Origin of the sequence: Nonomuraea sp. NPDC005650 (assembly GCF_040605375.1) — a bacterium.
Classification (GTDB): Bacteria; Actinomycetota; Actinomycetes; order Streptosporangiales; family Streptosporangiaceae; genus Nonomuraea.
Window position 1 is genome coordinate 276,952 of the sequence record NZ_JBEXCR010000003.1, and the last position, 21,369, is coordinate 298,320.

The following is a 21,369-nucleotide window of genomic DNA, read 5'->3' on the forward strand; positions in this document are numbered from 1 at the left end:
GGCACCCCGCCCGCGACCGAGACCCGGCCCTCGGAGGAGTCCTGGCGCTCAGCCGAGTCCCGGCGTTCGGAGGAATCCTGGCGCTCAGCCGAGACCCGGCCCTCGGAGGAATCCCGGCCCTCGGTCGAGTCCTGGCGCTTGGCCGGGTTCGTAGCCAGGGTTGGTGGGCCGGCCAAGCTAGGCGACACCCCTGCGGCGCCGGACTGCGGCGCCGGCCAGTCCCGCGCCGGTCAGGAGCGCCACGCCGCCCACGGCGAACGGCCACGTCGGGGAGTCCGGGGCGAGCCCGCCGCCGCCGGTCTCCGGGTGCCCCCTCGGCACCCGGTGCTCCTCCTCGCCCGCGGGCCGCCACGGCCGTGCGGACTCCTCCGGTCCCGGCCAGGAGTCGCCGGGGCCGGGCTCGGCGGAGGGCGGCGGACTCGACCAGGACTCCTCGGGCGAGGGTTCGGGCTGCTCGTCGCAGAGCAACGGCAGCGGGAGCAGGCAGGTGGGCAGATCGACCGGCAGGTCGACCGGCAGATCGGGACCGGTCCGGGCGGAGGCGTAGGACGGGCCCGCCGCCAGGGTCACTCCTCCGACCACGAAGGCAGCCACCAGCGCCGCGAGATGTCGCGCTTTTGCCATGAGAGAAGGCTCCAGAATCGGTTGTCGCCCCCCGATACACAAGAAAGCCTTGCGAATTATTAGATAGCGAGTCAAGTAATGTGACCGAAGTGAAATCAGGCAGACACGGAGGGTTTAGGCGCGTCCCAATGTGGCAGGAAATATCCCCAGAAAGGGGGACAAATGACATGAGCAATCCACAGCAGCCCGAGATTCGCAGATCGGGCAAATCACCCACCGAGTTCAAGTCCGCCCACCTCGTTCCCGAGAAGCAGCGCGGCGTCAGGCGCGCCGCCCACCCGCACGCGACGGACAAGGGCAACAAAGGGGGCGGCAAGGGCGGCGGCGTTCCTCCCGACCAGCGCTCGCCGTACCCGGGGTGAGCCGAGGTGAAAGGCAGCCTGCAGTTCATCGGCAACGCGACCACGCTGATCCGCTACAACGGCCTCACGCTGCTGACCGATCCCAACTTCCTGCACCGGGGCCAGCGGGCGTACCTGGGCTACGGCCTGTCCACGCGCCGCCTCACCGACCCGGCCGTGGAGATCGAGGACCTGCCGCCGCTCGACGGGGTGGTGCTGTCGCACCTGTACGGTGACCACTGGGACCGGGTCGCCCGCAGACACCTGGACAAGGACACGGTCGTCGTCACGACGACCACGGCGGCCCGCAGACTGCGCCTCCAGGGTTTCCGCCGCAGCGTGGGGCTGGAGGAATGGCACACGCACGAGCTGCACGGCCCGCGCGGAACGGTCAGGATCACCGCGCTGCCCGCCAAACACGCGCCCGGCCCCGCCGAAGCGCTGCTGCCGCCCGTGATCGGGACGATGCTGGAGTTCTGCAACCAGGCCGAACGGGTGGAGCTGACCGTGCACATCAGCGGCGACACGCTGCTCGACCGCCGCCTGGACGCGATCCCGCGCCGCTTCCCCGACATCGACCTGGCCATCATGCACCTGGGCGGCACCCGGCTGCTCGGCCTCATGCTCATCACCATGGACGGCGAGCAGGGCGCGTCGTGGTGCGACCTGATCAACCCGCACGCGGTCGTACCGGTGCATTACGACGACTACGCCGCCTTCAGCTCACCGCTGGCGGACTTCCGCCACCACATCGAGCAGAACGGCCTGGCCGACCGGGTGGTCTATCTGCAGCGGGGCGAGACCCGCGAGCTCGCCCCGCACCACCTCGTCCGCTGAGCCGAAGCCCAGCAGCCGAAGCCCAGCAGCCGAAGCCCAGCGGCCAGCGCCCGTCAGCCGGCGCCCGTCAGCCGGCGCCCGTCAGCCGACGCCCGTCAGCCGACGCCCGTCAGTCGGTGTTGCGCGCCCGGCTGGGCTGGACGCGCATGGGCTCGCCCGGCATCTTCGGGTAGTTGGGCGGGTACGGCAGGTCGCCCCGGTCGTCCTTGGCGTAGAGCTCCAGCAGCGGCTCGATCGAGTACGCCACGTCGTCGATGGCCGCATGCACGTCGCCCACCTCCGCGAACCTGGCCGGCACCGTACGGATGTCGAAGTCGCGCGGGTCGGCGTCCACCAGCTCGTCCCAGGTCAGCGGGGCCGAGACGGGGGCGTGCGGCTGGGCCCTGACGGAGTAGGCGCTGGCGATCGTACGGTCCCGGGCGTTCTGGTTGAAGTCGATGAACACCCGCTCCCCGCGCTCCTCCTTCCACCACGCCGTGGTCACCAGCCCCGGGTCCCGCGCCTCGACGGCCCTGGCCAGGGCGATGCCGGCGTGGCGTACCTGGATGAAGTCCCAGCGCGGCTCGATGCGCACGGCGATGTGCACGCCACGGTTGCCCGACGTCTTCACGAACCCGGCCATCCCCAGCTCCTCCAGCACCTCCCTGGTGAGCAGGGCGGCCTTGCGGGCCGCGTCGAACTCCAGGCCCGGCTGCGGGTCCAGGTCGACGCGCAGCTCGTCGGGGTGCTCGACGTCGGCGGCGCGCACCTGCCAGGGGTGGAAGTCGATGGTGCCGAGGTTCGCGCCGTAGGCGATGGCGGCCACCTCGGTGACCCGCAACGACTGCGCCGTGCGGCCGCTCGGGAACCGCACCGTCACCGACTGGAGCCAGTCGGGATGCTTGGGCGGCATCCGCTTCTGGTAGATCGCCTCGGTCTGCACGCCGTCGGGGTGGCGCTTGAGGTTGGTGGGCCGGTCCTTGAGCGCGCGCAGCGCGCCCTCGCCGACGCTCACGTAGTACTCGACCAGCTCCCGCTTGGTGGCGCCGATCTCAGGGAAGTAGATCTTGTCGGGGTTGGTGACCTTGACGGTCCGCTCCCCCACCTGCAGCTCGATGTACGGCGATGCCATGCACCGAACCTACTCCGTCCCTGCGACGGCGGCCCGGTCGGCCTGGAGCCCGTGGCGAGGCGGGCCCGTCCCGGAGCCTCCTCGGTGGCGGGACCGAGGGCTCGACAGGACGGGCCACTAGATCACCCGCCGCCGTTCCGGGCGCTGGCGCGCCACCCGGCCGGCCGTGACGATCCCGAACGGCTCCAGCACGGGCGTGGGCTGTGCCGCTTGGCGGGATCTGCGGATGATCTCACCCCTGGCAGGAGGCGATGACACCCCCTTGCCTACAAAGACGCGAATTCACCCCAGAACGGATGCTTCAGCCTGCGAAGATCTCTTTTTGCCTGATCTCTCATCCCTTCCGATCTCGTACGCTGGACGCATGGAGAAGGTGGTCAAGAGCGAGGCCGAGTGGCGGGTCCAGCTCTCGCCTGAGGAGTTCCACGTCCTCAGGGAGGCCGGGACCGAGCGCCCGTTCACGGGCGAATACGTCGACACCAAGGCCGAGGGCGTCTACTCGTGCCGCGCCTGCGGGGCGGAGCTGTTCAGGTCGGACACCAAGTTCGAGTCGCACTGCGGGTGGCCGAGCTTCTTCGCGCCGGGCGACTCCGACGCGGTCCGGCTGATCGAGGATCACAGCCACGGCATGGTGCGCACGGAGGTGCGGTGCGCGCGGTGCGACTCACATCTGGGACACGTGTTCCACGGCGAGGGATATCCCACTCCGACCGACGATCGTTACTGCATCAACTCCATCTCCCTTAGGCTTGAACCCAAGGGGTGATCGTATAGCGACAGCGCGTACCGATCGCCTGCCTCGGGTAGGAGTTTTGTGTGCGCTTTGTCCATCTTCGCCACCGCTGGGTGACGATTGAGACCATCGGGCGGGTCGTGACGCAACAGTGTCACGTGTGCGCCAAGACGCGGGTTCGGGTGCGTTAGCCGGGTTCTGGGTGGGTGACGCGGCAGCTGGTGTCCGACGGACCGAGGATGTTGGCGAGGACGGGATTCCCGTTCTCGCCGAACTCGGCCTGTACGAACACCACCGGGTTGACCACTCCCCGAGCGCGCAGGTACGCGAGACCGCGCTCGCACAACGTGATCGCTTGGGACGAGTTCCCCGCCGATTCCGGTAAATCCGTATAGATGCGCAGATAGCCGCCGACCGTGCGGATGTCCTTGAGGCGTTTCAGCGCCTTGTCGTCCGGACCCCAGTGCGTACGGAAAAACTCGGCCGCCTGCTGATCGGTGTGCCGGGACGGGCCGTTCGCCTTGAACCCCTCCGCCTCGCCGGGGTCGGGACCGCCCGCCAGCAGGTCCTCCGCGTCGGTGATGCCCGGCACCAACCCCTGCTCGACAGTACCGGGAGAGGGCGCCCCCGCCGTGGCCGTGCTCGGAACAACCTGAGGCGGCGGCTCGGACTTCGGCCGCTCCCGTACCCTGGCCTCCGCGCTGGCCTCGGCGCTCGCCTTCGCGGCAGTCGTGCCCCCGGCCTTGCCGGGCAGCGCCACGGAGCCGTTCTCCGGCTCGGCCCGCGCCCGCGGCCCGGACGCCACGCGCGCCTGCTGGGACGAGACGGCGGTCATCGCCCCGCCGAAGGTCCCGTTCGCGCCGAGCACCGCGACCACGCCGCCGGCCAGCGCCACGGCCCCGACCGCCCCCGCCGCCCACCGCCGGCCCAGGCCGCGCCGCCGCGCGTGCCGCGAGCGTGTCGCCACATGCCGGCCCGCCCCGCGCCGCCGGCTCCCCCGTCTTCCCGATCCGTCCATCACCCCGCCCTCCTGCCGCCTTGGAACGTGCCACCGCAAGCCGCCCGTACGAACAGAGGATTTCCCTGATTGTGACAAACCGGATAGATCAATGCGCCCAGATCGCCAACTTGGGCATGCGAAAGCAGGCGGCCCGCCCCGGGGGCGAGCCGCCTGCGCCTACGTTCTCCTGGCCGTCGGGGGCGGCTAGGGCAGGGACGCCACCAGGTCCCGCACCGGCTTGCGGGCGCCCGTGTAGAACGGGATCTCCACGCGCGTGTGGCGGCGGGCCTGGGCGCCCCGCAGCGTACGCATCAGGTCGACGATCCGGTGCAGCTCGTCGGCCTCGAAGGCCAGCATCCACTCGTAGTCGTTGAGCGAGAAGCACGCCACCGTGTTGGCCCGCACGTCGGGATAGTCGCGCGCCATCCTGCCGTGCTCGGCCAGCATGGCCCGGCGCTCGGAGTCGTCGAGCAGGTACCACTCCAACGACCGCACGAACGGGTAGACGCTCACGTAGGCCCGCGGCTCCTCCTCCGCGAGGAAGGCCGGAATGTGCGACTTGTTGAACTCGGCCGGCCGGTGCAGCGCCATGGCCGACCAGACGGGCCGGCTGTGGCGGCCCAGCTCGGTGCGCCGGAACCGGGAGTAGACGTCCTGCAGGTCCTCGGGGGTGGCCGCGTGCCACCAGAACATGAAGTCGGCGTCGGCCCGCAGCCCGGCCACGTCGTAGACCCCTCTGGTCACGACGCCCTTGCCGGCGGCCTGGTCCAGCAGCTCCTCGACCTCGCTCGCCAGGCCGTCGCGCTCGACGGGACACGGCTCGGTCACCTGGAAGACCGACCACATCGTGTAACGGATCACCTGGTTGAGATCGCGGGCCTTGGGCCGCGCGGCTGCCTCTGTCATGTCGTCTATTGTCCTCTCCGGGACAGGTGGTCCAGAATCCGGGCGGCGGCCGTACGCGCCGTGCCGACGCAGGCCGGGATGCCGATGCCGTCGTAGGCGGCGCCGCAGACGGCCAGCCCTGGCTGCACGGCCACCGCCGCGCGCACCCGGGCCACCCGGTCGAGGTGACCCACGTTGTACTGCGGCAGCGCGCCGCCCCAGCGCGTGACCCTGGTGTCGAGCGGCAGCCCGCTCGTGCCCATCACGTCGGCCATCTCGGCGCTGGCCAGCGAGACCAGCTCGGTGTCATCCCGCTGGAGCAGGTGCTCCTCGCCGATCCTGCCGATCGAGCAGCGCAGGATCACCATGTCCTTCGTCAGGTGCGGCCACTTGACCGAGCTGAACGTCACCGCCTTGACCGGCCGCCCCTCCACGGGCGGCACCAGGTAGCCGCTGGAGGCGGGCGGCTCGGGGAAGGCGTCGATCGGGTACGCGAGCGTGACGATGGCCATGCTGGCGTACTCAATCCTGGACAGCTCGCCGGCCGCCTTGGGCACCTCGGCCTTGAGCAGCCTGGCGGCCGCGGGCCCCGGCGTGGCCACGATCACCGCGTCCGCCTCGATGACCTCGGGCCTCGGCACCGGGCCGGTGACGAGCTGCCAGCCGTCGCCGGTCCTGCGCAGCTCGCGTACGGTGACGCCGGTCCTGATGTCCGCGCCCGACGCCTTGGCGATCGCCTCCGGCAGGCTGCCGACGCCGTTCCTGAGCGTGGTGAACACCGGGCCCGCGTCCTTCGGCGCCTCCTCGACGAGCTGCCTGGCGCCGGTCAGCAGCGAGCGCTCGGAACGCGCCACCGCCGCCACGCGCGGCATCGTGGCCTCCAGCGACAACATGTCGGAACGGCCCGCGTAGACGCCGCCGAGCAGCGGCTCGACCAGCCGCTCCACGACCTCGGCACCCATCCTGGCCCGGATGTACGCGGCCACGGACACGTCGGTGCGCACGAGCGTCGCCGGCAGGATCTGGTCGAGCGGCACGCGCAGCAGGCCGCCGGGCGAGACGATGCCGGACTTGGCCAGCTCGGTCAGGTCGGCGGGCACGCCCATGACCTGGCCCTTCGGCATCGGCCGCAGCACGCCCCGGCTGTAGACGGCCGAGCCGGCGCCGCCGGGGAAGACCAGGTCGTCGCCGAGCCCCACGGCCCTGGCCAGCTCCTTGCCCTCGGGCCGCCTGGCCAGCATGGCCTCCGCGCCCGCGTCCACGCTCACCCCGGCGACCTCCGAGGCGTACAGCTTGCCGCCGATGCGCGAGGTGCCGTCCAGCACGGTCACCCTGACCCGCTTGCCCCCGCTCTGGCGGAGATACCACGCGGCGGCGAGACCGGAGATCCCCCCGCCGATGACGACCACGTGGGCCAGATTCCCTTCCACGCCTCCAGACGCTACCGCCTGAACGCCCTGCCCACCCCCTCGGGGCCGCGCGGCGAGGGAGCGCCGTGGCACAGTGACCTTAACGTGATTCCCTTTCTCAAACCGGGGTTATCCGGCGCCCGTCTTATGGGCATGAGGAGAATCCGGTATGGAATCGCACTCGCAGCCACCTGCTCGGCCCTGCTCCTGGCCGGGTGCGGCGGCGGCGGCGATACGCATACCCTCACCAGCGACACGGGCGGTGGGGTGGCCGCACCGGCCGTGGCCTCCACGGCACAGGCCCAGGGTCAGGCCGAGGCCATGGACCAGGACGCCGCCAAGGCGCGCAGACCGCAGCCGCAGGCCAAGGACGGGCTGGTCTCGAACGTCAAGGTCACGCAGCAGGACCGCCAGGTCATCTACACCGGCAGCATGACCGTACGGGCCAAGCAGGTCACCGCCGCCGTGCTGCAGGCCAAGCAGATCGTGACGTCGGCGGGCGGCTACCTGGCCAAGGAGGAGACGAACTCGGCCAGCGACACCGAGGACACGGCCATGCTGGAGTTCAAGGTCCCGCCGGACAAGTACGCCGACGTGCTCGCCCGGCTCGGCAAGGACCTGGGCCAGCAACTGTCCATGAACCAGGGCACCCAGGACGTCACCCTGCAGGTGGCCGACGTCAACAGCCGGCTCAAGTCGGCGCAGCAGTCGCTCGACTCGCTGCGCACGCTGCTGAAGAAGGCCGACACGATCGGGCAGGTGCTGGAGGTGGAGCGGGAGATCTCCTCCCGCGAGGCGGACCTGGAGTCGCTGCAGGCGCAGCAGAAGGAGCTGACCACGCAGGTCGCCATGGCCACGCTGACGCTCCGGCTGGTCGGGCCGGTCACCGAGGTCAAGGATCCCGAGGAGGAGCCCGCGGGCTTCCTGGGCGGGCTCAAGGCGGGCTGGAACGCGCTGGTGTCGTTCACGAAGGTGGCGCTCACGGTGCTCGGCGCGCTGCTGCCGTGGCTGGCCGTGTCGCTGCCCCTGATCGTGCTGGTGATCTACCTGTCGCGGCGCAATCGCGTCAGGCGCCCCGAGACGGCCATGCGCCCGTCGGGCCCCCGGCCCGACGGCCCCGGCCCCCGGCCCGACGGCCCCGGCCCCCGGCCCGACGGCCCCGGGGCCGGGCCCGGCCCCGGGACGGCCTGACCCGCGCCAGGCGTGAACGTCCGGGCCGGCCCGCGCCGGGCCCGGACGTCAGCGATCAGACCAGGTCGAACCGGTCGAGGTTCATCACCTTGTCCCACGCCGCGACGAAGTCCGTGACGAACTTCTCCTTCGCGTCGTCGCTCGCGTAGACCTCCGCGAGCGCGCGCAGCTCGGAGTTCGACCCGAAGACGAGGTCGGCCCGGGTGCCGGTCCATTTGACCTCGCCCGTGGCGCCGTCGCGGCCCTCGAACGTGTTCGCGTCCTCGGATGTCGCCTTCCACGTCGTGCCCAGGTCGAGCAGGTTGACGAAGAAGTCGTTGGTCAGCGCCCCGGGGGTCGCGGTGAGGACGCCGAGCTGCGACTGCTGGTGGTTCGCGCCCAGGACGCGCAGGCCGCCGACGAGGACGGTCAGCTCGGGAGCGCTCAGGGTCAGCAGGTTGGCCCGGTCGATGAGCAGGTACTCGGCCGGCAGCCGGTTGCCCTTCCCGAGGTAGTTGCGGAACCCGTCGGCGGCCGGCTCCAGCGCGGAGAACGACTCCACGTCGGTCTGGTCCTGCGCGGCGTCCGCGCGACCCGGCGTGAAGGGCACCTGGACGTCGAAGCCGGCGTCCTTGGCGGCCTTCTCGACGGCGGCGGCACCGGCGAGCACGATCACGTCGGCCAGCGAGACCTGCTTGCCGCCGGTCTGAGCGCCGTTGAAGGCCTTCTGGATCCCCTCAAGGGTGCCGAGCACCGTCGCGAGCTGGTCGGGGTCGTTGACCTCCCACCTGCTCTGCGGCTGCAGGCGTACGCGCGCGCCGTTGGCGCCGCCGCGCTTGTCGCTGCCGCGGAAGGACGAGGCCGACGCCCACGCCGTGGAGACGAGCTGGGACACCGACAGTCCCGAGGCCAGAACCTGGCCCTTGAGTGCGGCGACGTCCGCGGCGTCGACGAGCTCGTGCGTCACCGCGGGCAGCGGGTCCTGCCACAGCAGCGTCTCGGCCGGGACCTCCGGGCCGAGGTAGCGCACGACCGGGCCCATGTCGCGGTGGGTCAGCTTGAACCACGCGCGGGCGAAGGCGTCCGCGAACTCGGCGGGGTTGTCCAGGAAGCGCCGCGAGATCTGCTCGTAGACCGGGTCGAACCGGAGCGAGAGGTCCGTGGTCAGCATCGTCGGAGCGTGGCTCTTCGACGAGTCGTGGGCGTCGGGGACGGAGTCCGAGCCCGCGCCGTCCTTCGGCCGCCACTGGTTGGCGCCTGCGGGGCTCTGGAACAGCTCCCACTCGTAGCCGAACAGGATCTCGAAGAAGCTGTTGTCCCAGGTGATCGGGGTGTTCGTCCAGATGCCCTCGAGACCGCTGGTGATCGTGTCGCCGCCCTTGCCGGTGCCGAAGCTGTTCTTCCAGCCCAGGCCCTGCTCCTCGATCGGGGCGGCCTCGGGGTCGGCGCCGACGTTGTCGGCCGGGCCGGCGCCGTGGGTCTTGCCGAAGGTGTGACCGCCCGCGATCAGGGCGACCGTCTCCTCGTCGTTCATCGCCATCCGGCGGAACGTCTCACGGATGTCGCGGGCCGCGGCCAGCGGGTCCGGGTTGCCGTTCGGGCCCTCCGGGTTGACGTAGATGAGGCCCATCTGGACGGCGCCCAGCGGGTTTTCCAGCTCGCGGTCACCGGTGTAGCGCTCGTCGCCCAGCCAGGTGGTCTCCGGGCCCCAGTAGACGTCCTCGTCGGGCTCCCACACGTCCGCGCGGCCGCCGGCGAACCCGAAGGTCTCGAAGCCCATCGACTCCAGGGCGACGTTGCCGGCGAGGATCATGAGGTCGGCCCACGAGAGCTTCTGGCCGTACTTCTTCTTGACCGGCCAGAGCAGGCGGCGGGCCTTGTCAAGGTTTCCGTTGTCGGGCCAGCTGTTGAGCGGCGCGAAGCGCTGCTGGCCGGCCCCGGCGCCGCCGCGGCCGTCGCTGATCCGGTACGTGCCCGCGCTGTGCCAGGCCATCCGGATGATGAACGGGCCGTAGTGGCCGAAGTCGGCCGGCCACCAGTCCTGCGAGGTCGTCAGCACCTCCGCGATGTCCTGCTTGACGGCCGGGAGGTCGAGGCTCTTGAACGCCTCGGCATAGTCGAACGCCTCGCCGAGAGGGTTGGTCTCGGCGGGGTTCTTGGCGAGGATCTTCAGGTTGAGCCGGTCCGGCCACCACTGGCGGTTGCCGCCGCCCTGAGTCGGGTGCGGGGCGCGCTGGTGCGCGACCGGGCAGCCACCTTCCGCCTTCGCGTCTGTGACGATTGCATCATGGTTCTCAGACATGGGAATCCTTCCGGACTTGATCACGGTGCTCAGGAACCGCGGGCGGTGGAACAGTCGGGGCACAGGCCCCAGTAGATGACCTCGGCCTCGTCGATCATGAAGCCGCGGGCGTCGGATGCGGTCAGGCAAGGCACCTCGCCCACCGCACAGTCGACGTCGGCGACGACACCGCACGAGCGGCACACGACGTGGTGATGGTTGTCGCCGATGCGCCCCTCGAACCGGGCCGGGCTGCCGGCCGGCTCGATGCGACGCACGAGCCCCGCCGCGGTGAGCGCGTGGAGGGCCTCGTACACGGCTTGAAGCGAGACATGGCCGACACGGTCGCGCACCCCGGAGGCGATCGCCTCGACGTCGAGGTGGTCGCCCTCACGGACGGTCTCGAGCAGCGCGACACGGGCGGCCGTCACTCTCAGGCCTACACCGCGCAGCTCCTCGGCGGTGGTCTTCATAAACACGAACTATACAAGATAACGAACGATCCAAGTCTAGTGGCTCGCCGTAAAACATTGCGTGGACATGCGAAGACGCGAAAAAGCCTGCCCCGCGCGCGGCGGGACAGGCCTCGAATCTGAAGCGGCCAGAGGTCAGCCGGGGATGCCCGCCTCGTGGACCAGATCGGTGAGGCGCTTGAGCTGGTCGGGGTCGGTCGAGGGCAGCACGCCGTGCCCCAGGTTGAACACGTGCCCCTCGGCCGCCCGGCCCTGGCGCAGCACCTCGCGCGCCTTGCGCTCGACGACCTCCCACGGCGCCAGGAGCACGGCCGGGTCGAGGTTGCCCTGCAGCGCCTTGCCCGGGCCGACCCGGCGGGCCGCCTCGTCGAGCGGCACCCGCCAGTCCACGCCCACCACGTCGGCCCCGGCCTCGCCGAGCACGCCGAGCAGCTCGCCCGTGCCGACGCCGAAGTGGATGCGCGGCACGCCCGCCACGCCCTCGAAGATCCGCCGGGTGTACGGCAGGATGAACTCGCGGTAGTCGGCCGGCGCCACCGCCCCCACCCAGGAGTCGAAGAGCTGCACGGCCGAGGCCCCGGCCGCGATCTGGATGCGCAGGTGCTCCAGGACGATCGTGGACAGCCGCTCCATGAGCGCGTGCCACAGCTTCGGCTCGCCGTACATCATGGCCTTGGTGTGGTCGTGGTTCTTGGACGGGCCGCCCTCGATCAGGTAGGAGCCGAGCGTGAACGGCGCCCCGGCGAAGCCGATCAGCGGCGTGCCGCCCAGCTCGCCGGTCAGCGCCCGGATGGCCTCGCTCACGTACGGCACGTCGTCGGGCTCCAGCGGGCGCAGCGTGTCGACGCCCTTGGCGTCGCGGATCGGGTCGGCCACGACGGGGCCGACGCCCGGCTTGATGTCGAGGTCGATGCCGATCGCCCGGAGCGGCACCACGATGTCGCTGAAGAAGACGGCCGCGTCGACGCCGTACCGGCGCACGGGCTGCATGGTGATCTCGACGATCAGGTCGGGCGTCTCGCACGCGGTGAGCATCGGCACGCCCGCGCGGACCTTGTGGTATTCCGGCAGCGCCCGCCCGGCCTGGCGCATGAACCAGACCGGAGTGTGGGGGACGGGCTGGCGGCGGCAGGCACGCAGGAACGCTGAGTCGGCGAGGTTCACCCCACAAGGGTGCCACGTCCGGGCGGCGGTCCCGACACTGACGCGAGGTGTCGGAAAAACATCGATCGAACACCCCAAGTCATGATCAGATAGCCAGATGAAGTTTTACCGGTCTGCTCGGCATCGGCACCGCACGAGGGTCGAACACACCCCATGCCCGGCCAGAGAGCCGGTCTCGACTGGGTCAAATGTTCACCAACCCACCGCGCGGCATCGATTCAGAGACCACTTTCGGGACACGCCGAGCGCGTTGCGGGGAATTGTCAGCGGCTCGTGCCAACGTCGGAGCCACGACCCGAAGAAAGGCCACGGTTCGATGACTCGTGCGTTGAGGACTTCCCCAGAGCGCCGCAGTGAGCGCTGCCTTTCCTGTGCCGACGAGCGGCTGTTCGAGCAGCCGCCGTGCCTCGACGGCCACGAGCCCGGCCACTGCCCCGAGTGGGCCTGTGTCGAGTGCGGTCACGCGATCATCATCGGCACCGCCGAGTCCGTCCGACAGGTTCGCCGGCTGGTTATGGCAGCGGCTTGATCACGAAGGATGAGCACCCCTGTGGTCCCCTTCCGTCCGTCTTCGACCTACGCTTCCGCTATGACACTCAGTGACCAGCCTCCTCCCCCCGCGGCGTTCACCCGCGCGGCGGAGAGCATGCGGCTGGCCGAGGTCAGGCCGGAGATCGAGCTGGAGGACCTGCCCGCGCCGCAGCGGCTGGCCCCCTACTCGTCGGCCATCGGCGCGTCGGTCTACCGCGACGACGACGAGCTGGCGGTGGGCAGGCTGATCCTGCTCTACGACCCCGACGGCCAGCGCGGGTGGGAGGGCCCGTTCCGGCTGGTGGCCTATGTCAGGGCCGACATGGAGCCGGAGATCACCTCCGACCCGCTGCTCGGGCCGGTCGCCTGGAGCTGGCTGACCGAGGCATTGGACGCCCACCAAGCCGACTACTCCGCCGCTGGCGGTACCGTGACAAGAGCCGTGTCAGAGGGGTTCGGCAACAAAGCCGAAGACCCGGTCACGACCGAGCTCGAGCTGCGGGCGTCCTGGTCACCCGCGCAGGAGGATCTCTCCGGCCACGTCGCCGCCTGGTGCGACCTCATGTGCCTGGCGGCGGGGATCCCGCCGCTCCCGCCCGACGTGGCCGCACTTCCCCGCCGCCGTGATGATCCGGAGAGTGACCGTACGAAGTGAGGGCACCAGTCAAGACAGCATCAGCGTCATGAGGTCGGTGAACTCGTGACAGAAGAACACACCGTCGTGCCGCTCCTGGAGCCGCGCGAGGGCATTCCACCGGTCATCGCGGACGCCGACGCGCTGACTGAAATCGTTTCGCGTTTCGCGGCGGGCAAGGGCCCGGTCGCGGTCGACGCCGAACGCGCCTCCGGCTACCGCTACGGCAACCGCGCCTACCTCGTACAACTGCGCCGGGCCGGAGCGGGGACCGCGTTGATCGACCCGATCGGCTGTCCCGACCTGTCCGCGCTCGACGCGGCCGTGGCCGACGCGGAGATCGTGCTGCACGCCGCCTCCCAGGACCTGCCGTGCCTTCTCGAGGTGGGGTTCAGGCCGCGGGAGATGTTCGACACCGAGCTGGCGGGCCGGCTGCTCGGCTACGAACGGGTGGGGCTCGGCACCATGGTCGAGACCGTGCTCGGGCTGCGGCTGGAGAAGGGCCACTCGGCCGCCGACTGGTCCACCAGGCCGCTGCCGGAAGACTGGCTGCGCTACGCGGCGCTCGACGTGGAGGTGCTGGTCGAGCTCCGCGACGTGCTCCATCATGAGCTGGCCGACAGCGGGAAGCTGGAGTGGGCGCGCGAGGAGTTCGCCGCCGTGCTCAACACGCCGCCGCCGGTGCCGCGGTCCGATCCCTGGCGGCGTACGTCGGGCATCCACAAGGTCCGGAACGTACGCGCCCTGGCGATCGTGCGGGAGTTGTGGACCATGCGCGACACGATCGCCAGGGAGTCCGACCTGGCGCCCGGGCGGGTGCTGCCCGACGCGGCCATCGTCACCGCGGCGCTGGAGGGACCCCGCACCAAGAAGGCTCTGACCGAAATATCAGCATTCACCGGACGTAGCGCGCGCCGCCACATGGGCGACTGGCTCGCCGCCGTCACCCGGGCCCGCGGCCTGCCGGACAACCAGCTCCCGCAGCCGAGCACCCCAGGCGACGGGCCGCCACCGCCCAACCGCTGGGCCGACCGCGACCCGGCCGCCGCCAAACGCCTCGCCGCCGCGCGGGCGGTGGTGGCGGGGCTGGCCGAGCAGCATCACATGCCGACCGAGAACCTGCTGCAGCCGGACGCGGTGCGGCGGCTCACCTGGGAGCCGCCGGAGGAGCTCACCGAGGAGACGGTGACCGCCCGGCTGCGCGAGCTCGGGGCCCGCGAGTGGCAGCTCTCCCTGACGGCCCACCCCATCACCAAGGCCCTGGCCCGCCTGGAAACCCGCGGCGACCTCTAACCGCCCCGGCCCGACCACCCGGCGCCCCGCCCTCCCGACCCCCGGGACGAGCGGGGCGCCGTCCGTTTCCCACCCAGCCGCCACCCCTCGCACGATCGCTCCCCCACGCACGACTGACACCCCTCACTCGGCCCGCGCCCCTCCCCCGGTCGGCACCCATCTCGCGGCCGGTGCCCATCTCGCGGCCAAGCGCCGTGCACGTTGCGCCGGGCCCCGCCACACGCCATCCCGCCGACGCGGAGCCAAGGGCGATCTCACTGCGCGGAGGCTACGGGGCGGCTATGGGGGGATACGCAGTGTTACGGAGGGAGTGTTCGACCGGGGGGGCTGGGGTGGGGTGGGGGGTGGGTTTCCAGGTGTGTGGGGGTTGGGGCTACTTGACGGGGTTGGTAGGGCGGCCGTACGGTTCGGGAAAGCGCTTTCCCCATGTTTGTCCTGAAGGGATCCTCAATGAGCGTGCGCACCATCGGCGTCGTGATGAACGGCGTCACCGGGCGGATGGGCTACCGTCAGCACCTGGTCCGTTCCGTCCTGGCCATCAACGAGCAGGGCGGGGTCACGCTCTCGGACGGCGGCAGGGTGAAGATCAAGCCAGTACTTGTCGGCAGAAATGCCGATAAATTGGCAGATATCGCGGCGAAGCATGGGATTTCGGATTTCACTACGGAACTCGACTCCGCCCTCGCCGACGACGACAACCTGATCTACTTCGACGCCCAGGTCACCAGCGCCCGCGTCAAGGCCGTCTTGAAGGCCATCGAAGCAGGCAAGCACATCTACGCCGAGAAGCCCACCGCCGAGTCGACGCAGGAGGCGGTGGCGCTGGCCGAGGCCGCCACGGCCAAGGGCGTCAAGAACGGCGTCGTGCAGGACAAGCTCTTCCTGCCCGGCCTGCTCAAGCTGAAGCGGCTGATCGACGGCGGCTTCTTCGGCCGGATCCTGTCGGTGCGCGGGGAGTTCGGCTACTGGGTGTTCGAGGGCGACTGGCAGGAGGCGCAGCGCCCGTCCTGGAACTACCGGGCCGAGGACGGCGGCGGCATCGTGCTCGACATGTTCCCGCACTGGCACTACGTGATGGAGAACCTGTTCGGCCGCGTCCAGTCCGTCTACGCCCGCGCCGTGACGCACGTCCCCGCCCGGGTGGACGAGCAGGGCAACACCTACCAGGCCACCGCGGACGACGCCGCGTACGGGATCTTCGAGCTCGAAGGCGGCATCGTCGCCCAGATCAACTCGTCCTGGACCGTTCGCGTGAACCGCGACGAGCTGGTCGAGTTCCAGGTGGACGGCACGCACGGCAGCGCGGTCGCGGGCCTGCGCAACTGCCGCGTGCAGCACCGCTCCGCCACCCCCAAGCCCGTCTGGAACCCCGACCTGCCCGCCACCGCCCGCTTCCGCGACGGCTGGCAGGAGGTGCCGGACAACGCCGAGTTCGACAACGGGTTCAAGGTGCAGTGGGAGGCGTTCATCAGGCACGTGCTGGAGGACGCGCCCTTCCCGAACGACTTCGCCTCCGGCGCCCGCGGCGTGCAGCTCGCCGAGCTGGGGCTGCGTTCGTCCGCCGAGGGCCGCAGGATCGAGGTGCCGCAGCAGTGACGACCATCGACCTGCCCGGGATCGGCGCCTACACCCTGCGCGAGCCCGTCACATGGGAGGCGCCCGGCAAGCCGCCCGCCGGCCGCGTCGTGTACGCGGCCGCGCACGTGGTGGCCGACCCGCTCGGCGACAACACGCCCGGCTCCCCCGCCGCCGTGGACTGGGACGCGACCCTGCGCTTCCGCCGCCACCTGTGGTCCCACGGCCTGCGCGTGGCGGACGCCATGGACACCGCCCAGCGCAACATGGGCCTGGACTGGGCGGCGACCAAGGAGCTCATCCGGCGCAGCGCCGCCGAGGCCCGCTCGTACGGCGACCCGGCGACGCTGGTCGCCTGCGGCGCGGGCACCGACCACGCGCCCCAGGCCGCCGACCTCAACACGATCACGGCCGCGTACGCCGAGCAGATCGAGACCGTCCAGTCGGCCGGCGCCGGGGTGATCGTCATGGCCTCCCGCCAGCTCGCCAGGGTGGCGGCGGGCCCGCAGGACTACCACCAGGTGTACGGCAAGCTGTTCGGCCTGGCGGAGCGGCCGGTGATCCTGCACTGGCTGGGCGAGATGTTCGACCCGCAGCTGGCCGGCTACTGGGGTTCGGGCGACGTGGCGGCGGCCACCGAGTCGTTCCTGGAGCTGATCCACGCGCACGCCGCGATGGTGGACGGCGTCAAGGTGTCGCTGCTGGACGAGGAGCACGAGGTAGGGCTGCGCGCCGCACTCCCCGAGGGCGTCCGGCTGTACACCGGGGACGACTTCAACTACCCGTCGCTGATCAAGTCGGGCTCGCACGCGCTGCTGGGCATCTTCGACGCCATCGCCCCGGCGGCGACGGCGGCGCTCCAGGCCCTGGACGCGGCCGAGTCGGCGGAGGACGACGACGAGGCCGCCAGGAACCTCGCCCGCTACGACGAGATCTTCGCGCCGACCGTGCCCCTGTCCAGGAAGATCTTCGAGACGCCGACGTACAACTACAAGACCGGCATCGTCTTCCTGGCCTGGCTGAACGGCCACCAGGACGCGTTCGCCATGGTGAACGGCGCCCAGTCGGCCCGGTCGCTGCGGCATCTGGCGGAGGTCTTCCGCCTGGCCGACCAGGCCGGGCTCCTGTCCGACCAGGAGCTGGCCGTGGGCCGGATGAAGGCGCTGCTGGCGGTGAATGGACTGTGAGTGAGCGAAGCGAGGGAACCAATGGATACGGAAGTCAGACTCATGGGACCGACGTAGTCGGGCCCATGAGTCTGTCGCTGAATCAGTGGACGACCAGGCGCTGGTCCGTGGCCGAGGCCGTGGACGGGTGCGTGCGGCACGGCCTGGAGGCGGTCGGGCTGTGGCGTGAGAAGGTCGCCGAGCAGGGCCTCGCGGAGAGCGTGAAGCTGGTGCGCGAGGCCGGCCTGCGGGTGTCGTCGCTGTGCCGGGGCGGCTTCCTCACGGCGGGCGGGCTGCCCGGCGAGGAGGGGCGGCGGGCCTTCGCGCAGGCGCTGGACGACAACCGGCGGGCCATCGACGAGGCGGCCGAGCTGTCGGCGGCCTGCCTGGTGATGGTGGTCGGCGGCCTGCCCGGGGTGAAGCCGGGCGAGGCCCTGCCCACGAGCGGGTTCTCCCGGGACGTGGCCGGGGCGCGCGAGCGGGTGGCGGAGGCGCTGTCCGAGCTGGCGCCGTACGCCGGGGAGCGGGGGGTCAAGCTGGCTCTGGAGCCGCTGCACCCGATCTACTGCCCCGACCGCGCCGTGCTGTCCACGCTGGGCCAGGCGCTCGACCTGAGCCTGGCCCACCCGGAGGAGCAGGTCGGCGTGGTGGTCGACACGTTCCACGTGTGGTGGGACCCGAGGGTGTTCGAGGACGTCGCGCGCGCCGGCCGCAGGATCGCCTCCTACCAGGTGTGCGACTACCTGCACCCGCTGCCGCAGGACATCCTGCTCGGCCGGGGCATGATGGGCGACGGCGTGATCGACTTCCGGCCGATCACGCGGGCCGTCCTGGACGCCGGCTACGCGGGCGACGTCGAGGTGGAGATCTTCAACGCCGACATCTGGGCGGCCGACCCCGACGAGGTCGTGGCCACGATGAAGGCCCGCTACGAGGACGTGGTGCTCCCCGTACGGTGACGTCCGGCGCTACCTCGGCTTGTCCCAGACCAGGAGGTAGCGCCGCAGGAGGAGGCGGCGGAACCGGCAGCCGGGCAGCAGCCGGCGGGCCGCCCGCCCCACCTCGCCCCACGACATGACGGGGTCCATGACCGGCACGCCGGGGCCGCGCTTGCCGCCGTGGAACAGCCTGAGCACGTGCGAGACCGCCTGGCCCGAGAGCCGGACGATCCCGTCCAGGAGCGTGCGGTCCCTGGCGTGGCCGACGATCACCAGCCGGCCGCCCGGTGCCAGCAGCCGCACCAGCGCGTCCATGGCCTCGCGGAAGTCCGCGTGGTGGACGACCGCGACGGCGGTGACGAGGTCGTACTTGCCTTCGGGGAGCTCGCCGTCGAGGTAGTCGCCCTCGACGAACGACACGTTCTCCGGGCGGCGCTCCCGGGCCATGGCGATCGCCGCGGCGGAGCGGTCCACGCCGGTCACGTACGGGACGCGGGCGGCCAGCTTGCCCGCCAGCAGTCCGTCACCGCACCCCACGTCGAGCGCGTGCGCGCTGTCCCCGGGGACGAGCTTCAGGACGAGCCGCTGGTAATGAACGTTGTGATTCCAGTAGGTCTCGGGCATTTGATCACGATATCGTCACGGTCCCCGCCGCGCCGTTCACTTCGATCTCCTGCCCCGTCTCGATGCGGTGGGTGGCGTCGGGGACGCCGACGACGGCCGGGATGCCGTACTCCCTGGCCACCACGGCGCCGTGCGACATCGCGCCGCCCATCTCCATCACCAGCCCACCCGCCGTCAGGAACAGCGGCGTCCAGCCGGGATCGGTCGAGGGGCAGACCAGGATCTCGCCCGGCTCCAGGTGCGCGCCGATGGGGTCGAGGACCACTCGGGCCACGCCCTTGACGGTGCCGGCCGAGGCGGCGGTGCCCATCAGCGCGCCGTCTATGGGGACTGTCGCGAGCGCCTCGGGCTCGGTGCCGTCGGACAGCAGGATCCTCGGCACGTGCCTGCGGCGCGACTCCCGCTCGTGCGTCTCCCGCCGCTCGGCCACGAGCGCGCGCAGGTCGCCCCCGTCCAGGGCGGCCCTGGCCTCGTCGAAGCCGAGGAAGAACACGTCCTGCGCCGAGTCCAGGACACCGCGGCCCACCAGGTGCTCCCCCACCACGAACATGCTCCGCCGCACCCCGGCGAGGGTCTTGACCAGGTAGAATTTGGGCAGCTCGCGCAGCCCCGCGAACTCCCGGGTCCGCCGGAGCCCGAAGCCGACCACCGCGCCCCGCCAGCGGCCCTTGCGGCGGGCCTCGGACACCACGTGGGCGATGGCCGAGCGCGCCGCCTCGGCCCCCTTGGCGAACAGCGCGGCGGGCGCGAGGTCGGCGCCGCCGTCCATGCGCAGGTAGTTGGCCAGGACGCCGAGGATGTGCGCGGGCTCCTCCGACCAGCGGGGCACGCCCAGGTCGATCTCCGCGACGCCGCGGTGACCGTACTCGGCCAGGAACGCGGTGATCTCGCGCTGGGCGACCGGCGGGAGCTTCCCGGCCTCGAAGAGGCGGACCAGCTCGGCCACCGGCTCCTTCCTGAACGGCTCCGGCTCGATGCGCGTGGCCAGGTGCCACAGCTCCAGGTCCATCTCCGTGGTCGGGTTGTGCGGGACGCTGCGCAGGACGTCCTGCATGTCGGCGATCGGCACGCCGGAGAGCTTGGAGGCCAGCGCGAACAGGCCGTAGCCGGTGACCACCATGGGCATGATCGAGAGGATCGCCGGGAAGGTGGCGGTGAGGATGCGTTCGGCGTGGTCCAGGCGCTGGGCGGGCGTGACCGGCTCAGGCAGCCGCAGGCGCCGGTCCAGTTGCTCGCCGAGGCGGGCGGCGTACGCCAGGCCCTTCTTCGGCCTCGTCAGGGCGAGCAGGACCCGGGAGGGGGCGTGGAGGCGGCGGGCGAACCTGCTCAGGCCGCGCAGGACCGGGCGGGGGGACGTGTGCACCACCGAGAGCCTCGGGTCCTCCGCCAGTCGCTCGAAGACGGGCACGGTGCGCGCCTCGCCCAGCGCGAGCATGCGCGGCAGCACCGCGCGGCCGAAGCGGCTGCGCACGGCCGTGGTCAGGTCCAGCCACATGCGCTGGCCCGACACGGCCATGAACGGGGCGCCGTCGGCCGGGTCGGCCGGGCCGTAGCCGGGCACGCCCGCCGCGCCGGAGCTGACGAAGCGGAACGCCGACAGCCCCATCGGGGTGAGCGGCCCCATGACGCCCTGGACGACGTTGACCGAGAAGTACACGCGCAGGCCCGGCCTGGTCGGCTCGGGCAGCGGGTAGAGGGTGGTGATCGGTCTCGCCTGGGTGAGCCAGAGCCGGCCGTCCTCGTCGATGGCCCACTCGGTGTCCTGGGGCGCGCCGTAGTGGTCCTCCACACGGCCGCCCAGCTCGGCCAGCGCGCGCACCTGGCCGTCGGTCAGGCAGAGGCCGTCGTGTGCGGTCTCGACGCGCTCCGTGCCGCCGCCGGGCAACGGGCGGATGGTCAGGCGCTTGTCGCCGGCGTGGCGTTCGAGGATCTCGCCGCCGTACACGATGAACCGGTCGGGGTTCACGGCGCCGGAGACGACGGCCTCGCCGAGCCCGGGGTTGGCGTCGATGACGGTCTCGCGCCGCCGCCCGGTCACCGGGTTGGCGGTGAACATCACGCCGGCCACCCGCGCGTCCACCATCACCTGCACGACCACCGCCAGCCGGACGGCGGCGTGGTCGATGCCGTTGGACTCGCGGTAGGCGACCGCGCGGTCGGTCCAGAGCGAGGCCCAGCAGCGGCGCACGGCGTCCACGACCGCCTCGGCGCCGACGACGTTGAGGTACGTGTCCTGCTGCCCGGCGAAGCTGGCGAACGGCAGGTCCTCGGCGGTGGCGGACGAACGCACCGCCACCGCCACGTCGTCGCCGAGGGCGGCGTAGGACGTCACGATCGCCTCGCGCACGTCGTCCGGCACCGGCGCCTCCAGCAGGTGCCGCCTGGCCTTCTCGGCGAGCCCGTCGCCGCTCTCGATCTCCAGGCCCTCGGCGACCCGCCGGTACGCCTCCGTGGTCAGCGCCCATCCCGGCGGGACGGGAAGACCGGCCCTGGTCAGCTCGCCGAGGTTCGCGGCCTTGCCGCCCACCTCGGCGAGCATCCCGGCGTCGATGTCCGAGAAGTCCAGTGCCGTCTTCATCT

Annotated in this window: 19 protein-coding genes; 9 read left to right on the forward strand and 10 right to left on the reverse strand. The window is 71.4% G+C overall.

Annotated elements, in window-relative coordinates:
• Positions 1 to 177 precede the first annotated feature (177 nt).
• Positions 178 to 624, reverse strand: a complete 447-nt coding sequence (locus ABZS69_RS06780; protein WP_355367678.1) for a hypothetical protein — start codon at positions 622 to 624, stop codon at positions 178 to 180.
• A gap of 167 nt (positions 625 to 791) precedes the next feature.
• On the opposite strand from ABZS69_RS06780, the gene ABZS69_RS06785 reads away from it, so the two are divergent.
• Entirely contained in the window at positions 792 to 986 is a 195-nt protein-coding gene (locus ABZS69_RS06785; RefSeq protein ID WP_355367681.1) for a hypothetical protein, read from the forward strand.
• Positions 987 to 992: 6 nt separating this feature from the next.
• Positions 993 to 1,802 carry an MBL fold metallo-hydrolase gene (locus ABZS69_RS06790; RefSeq protein WP_355367684.1) on the forward strand — a complete coding sequence of 270 codons (810 nt, stop codon included), beginning with the start codon at positions 993 to 995 and terminating at the stop codon, positions 1,800 to 1,802.
• A 109-nt stretch (positions 1,803 to 1,911) separates the two neighbouring features.
• On the opposite strand, the gene ligD is transcribed toward ABZS69_RS06790, so the two are convergent.
• On the reverse strand, positions 1,912 to 2,913 hold the full coding sequence (ligD, locus tag ABZS69_RS06795; RefSeq protein ID WP_355367687.1) for a non-homologous end-joining DNA ligase: 1,002 nt from the start codon (positions 2,911 to 2,913) through the stop codon (positions 1,912 to 1,914).
• A gap of 364 nt (positions 2,914 to 3,277) precedes the next feature.
• On the opposite strand from ligD, the gene msrB reads away from it, so the two are divergent.
• Positions 3,278 to 3,679, forward strand: a complete 402-nt coding sequence (msrB, locus tag ABZS69_RS06800) for a peptide-methionine (R)-S-oxide reductase MsrB (RefSeq protein ID WP_350722740.1) — start codon at positions 3,278 to 3,280, stop codon at positions 3,677 to 3,679.
• 154 nt (positions 3,680 to 3,833) lie between these two features.
• Here the strand turns inward: msrB and ABZS69_RS06805 are convergent, their stop codons facing one another.
• From ABZS69_RS06805 to hemG, 3 genes are all read right to left on the reverse strand, one after another.
• Positions 3,834 to 4,613, reverse strand: a complete 780-nt coding sequence (locus tag ABZS69_RS06805) for a hypothetical protein (RefSeq protein WP_355367690.1) — start codon at positions 4,611 to 4,613, stop codon at positions 3,834 to 3,836.
• A 237-nt stretch (positions 4,614 to 4,850) separates the two neighbouring features.
• Positions 4,851 to 5,552, reverse strand: a complete 702-nt coding sequence (gene hemQ, locus ABZS69_RS06810) for a hydrogen peroxide-dependent heme synthase (RefSeq protein ID WP_355367693.1) — start codon at positions 5,550 to 5,552, stop codon at positions 4,851 to 4,853.
• 5 nt (positions 5,553 to 5,557) lie between these two features.
• Complete coding sequence (gene hemG / locus ABZS69_RS06815) at positions 5,558 to 6,961, reverse strand: protoporphyrinogen oxidase (RefSeq protein ID WP_355367696.1); 1,404 nt, start codon at positions 6,959 to 6,961, stop codon at positions 5,558 to 5,560.
• Between the two features lie 132 nt (positions 6,962 to 7,093).
• On the opposite strand from hemG, the gene ABZS69_RS06820 reads away from it, so the two are divergent.
• Positions 7,094 to 8,131: a DUF4349 domain-containing protein gene (locus ABZS69_RS06820; protein WP_355367699.1), complete on the forward strand. Its 1,038-nt coding sequence runs from the start codon at positions 7,094 to 7,096 to the stop codon at positions 8,129 to 8,131.
• A 55-nt stretch (positions 8,132 to 8,186) separates the two neighbouring features.
• Here the strand turns inward: ABZS69_RS06820 and katG are convergent, their stop codons facing one another.
• The 3 genes from katG to hemE all read right to left on the reverse strand — a co-directional run bounded on the left by katG (position 8,187) and on the right by hemE (position 12,028).
• Complete coding sequence (gene katG / locus ABZS69_RS06825; RefSeq protein WP_355367702.1) at positions 8,187 to 10,412, reverse strand: catalase/peroxidase HPI; 2,226 nt, start codon at positions 10,410 to 10,412, stop codon at positions 8,187 to 8,189.
• A gap of 29 nt (positions 10,413 to 10,441) precedes the next feature.
• Positions 10,442 to 10,864, reverse strand: a complete 423-nt coding sequence (locus ABZS69_RS06830; protein ID WP_355367705.1) for a Fur family transcriptional regulator — start codon at positions 10,862 to 10,864, stop codon at positions 10,442 to 10,444.
• 135 nt (positions 10,865 to 10,999) lie between these two features.
• Positions 11,000 to 12,028 carry a uroporphyrinogen decarboxylase gene (gene hemE, locus ABZS69_RS06835; RefSeq protein ID WP_355367708.1) on the reverse strand — a complete coding sequence of 343 codons (1,029 nt, stop codon included), beginning with the start codon at positions 12,026 to 12,028 and terminating at the stop codon, positions 11,000 to 11,002.
• 589 nt (positions 12,029 to 12,617) lie between these two features.
• Between hemE and ABZS69_RS06840 the strand changes: the two genes are divergently transcribed.
• The 5 genes from ABZS69_RS06840 (at position 12,618) to ABZS69_RS06860 (ending at position 18,186) form a co-directional block, all read left to right on the forward strand.
• Positions 12,618 to 13,214, forward strand: a complete 597-nt coding sequence (locus ABZS69_RS06840) for a DUF3000 domain-containing protein (protein WP_355367711.1) — start codon at positions 12,618 to 12,620, stop codon at positions 13,212 to 13,214.
• Positions 13,215 to 13,259: 45 nt separating this feature from the next.
• Positions 13,260 to 14,486, forward strand: a complete 1,227-nt coding sequence (locus tag ABZS69_RS06845; protein ID WP_355367714.1) for a ribonuclease D — start codon at positions 13,260 to 13,262, stop codon at positions 14,484 to 14,486.
• A 450-nt stretch (positions 14,487 to 14,936) separates the two neighbouring features.
• Positions 14,937 to 16,082: a Gfo/Idh/MocA family oxidoreductase gene (locus ABZS69_RS06850; protein WP_355367717.1), complete on the forward strand. Its 1,146-nt coding sequence runs from the start codon at positions 14,937 to 14,939 to the stop codon at positions 16,080 to 16,082.
• A gap of 35 nt (positions 16,083 to 16,117) precedes the next feature.
• Entirely contained in the window at positions 16,118 to 17,248 is a 1,131-nt protein-coding gene (locus tag ABZS69_RS06855; RefSeq protein WP_355368313.1) for a dihydrodipicolinate synthase family protein, read from the forward strand.
• Between the two features lie 65 nt (positions 17,249 to 17,313).
• The gene (locus tag ABZS69_RS06860; protein ID WP_355367720.1) at positions 17,314 to 18,186 is read left to right on the forward strand and encodes a sugar phosphate isomerase/epimerase; all 873 of its coding nucleotides are present in this window, start codon (positions 17,314 to 17,316) and stop codon (positions 18,184 to 18,186) included.
• A gap of 9 nt (positions 18,187 to 18,195) precedes the next feature.
• On the opposite strand, the gene ABZS69_RS06865 is transcribed toward ABZS69_RS06860, so the two are convergent.
• Together ABZS69_RS06865 and ABZS69_RS06870 are read right to left on the reverse strand one after the other, a co-directional pair.
• Complete coding sequence (locus ABZS69_RS06865) at positions 18,196 to 18,789, reverse strand: class I SAM-dependent methyltransferase (RefSeq protein ID WP_355367723.1); 594 nt, start codon at positions 18,787 to 18,789, stop codon at positions 18,196 to 18,198.
• Positions 18,790 to 18,793: 4 nt separating this feature from the next.
• A complete protein-coding gene (locus tag ABZS69_RS06870; RefSeq protein WP_355367726.1) occupies positions 18,794 to 21,367 on the reverse strand; it encodes a PEP/pyruvate-binding domain-containing protein in 2,574 nt (857 codons plus the stop codon).
• Between the last annotated feature and the right edge of the window lie 2 nt (positions 21,368 to 21,369).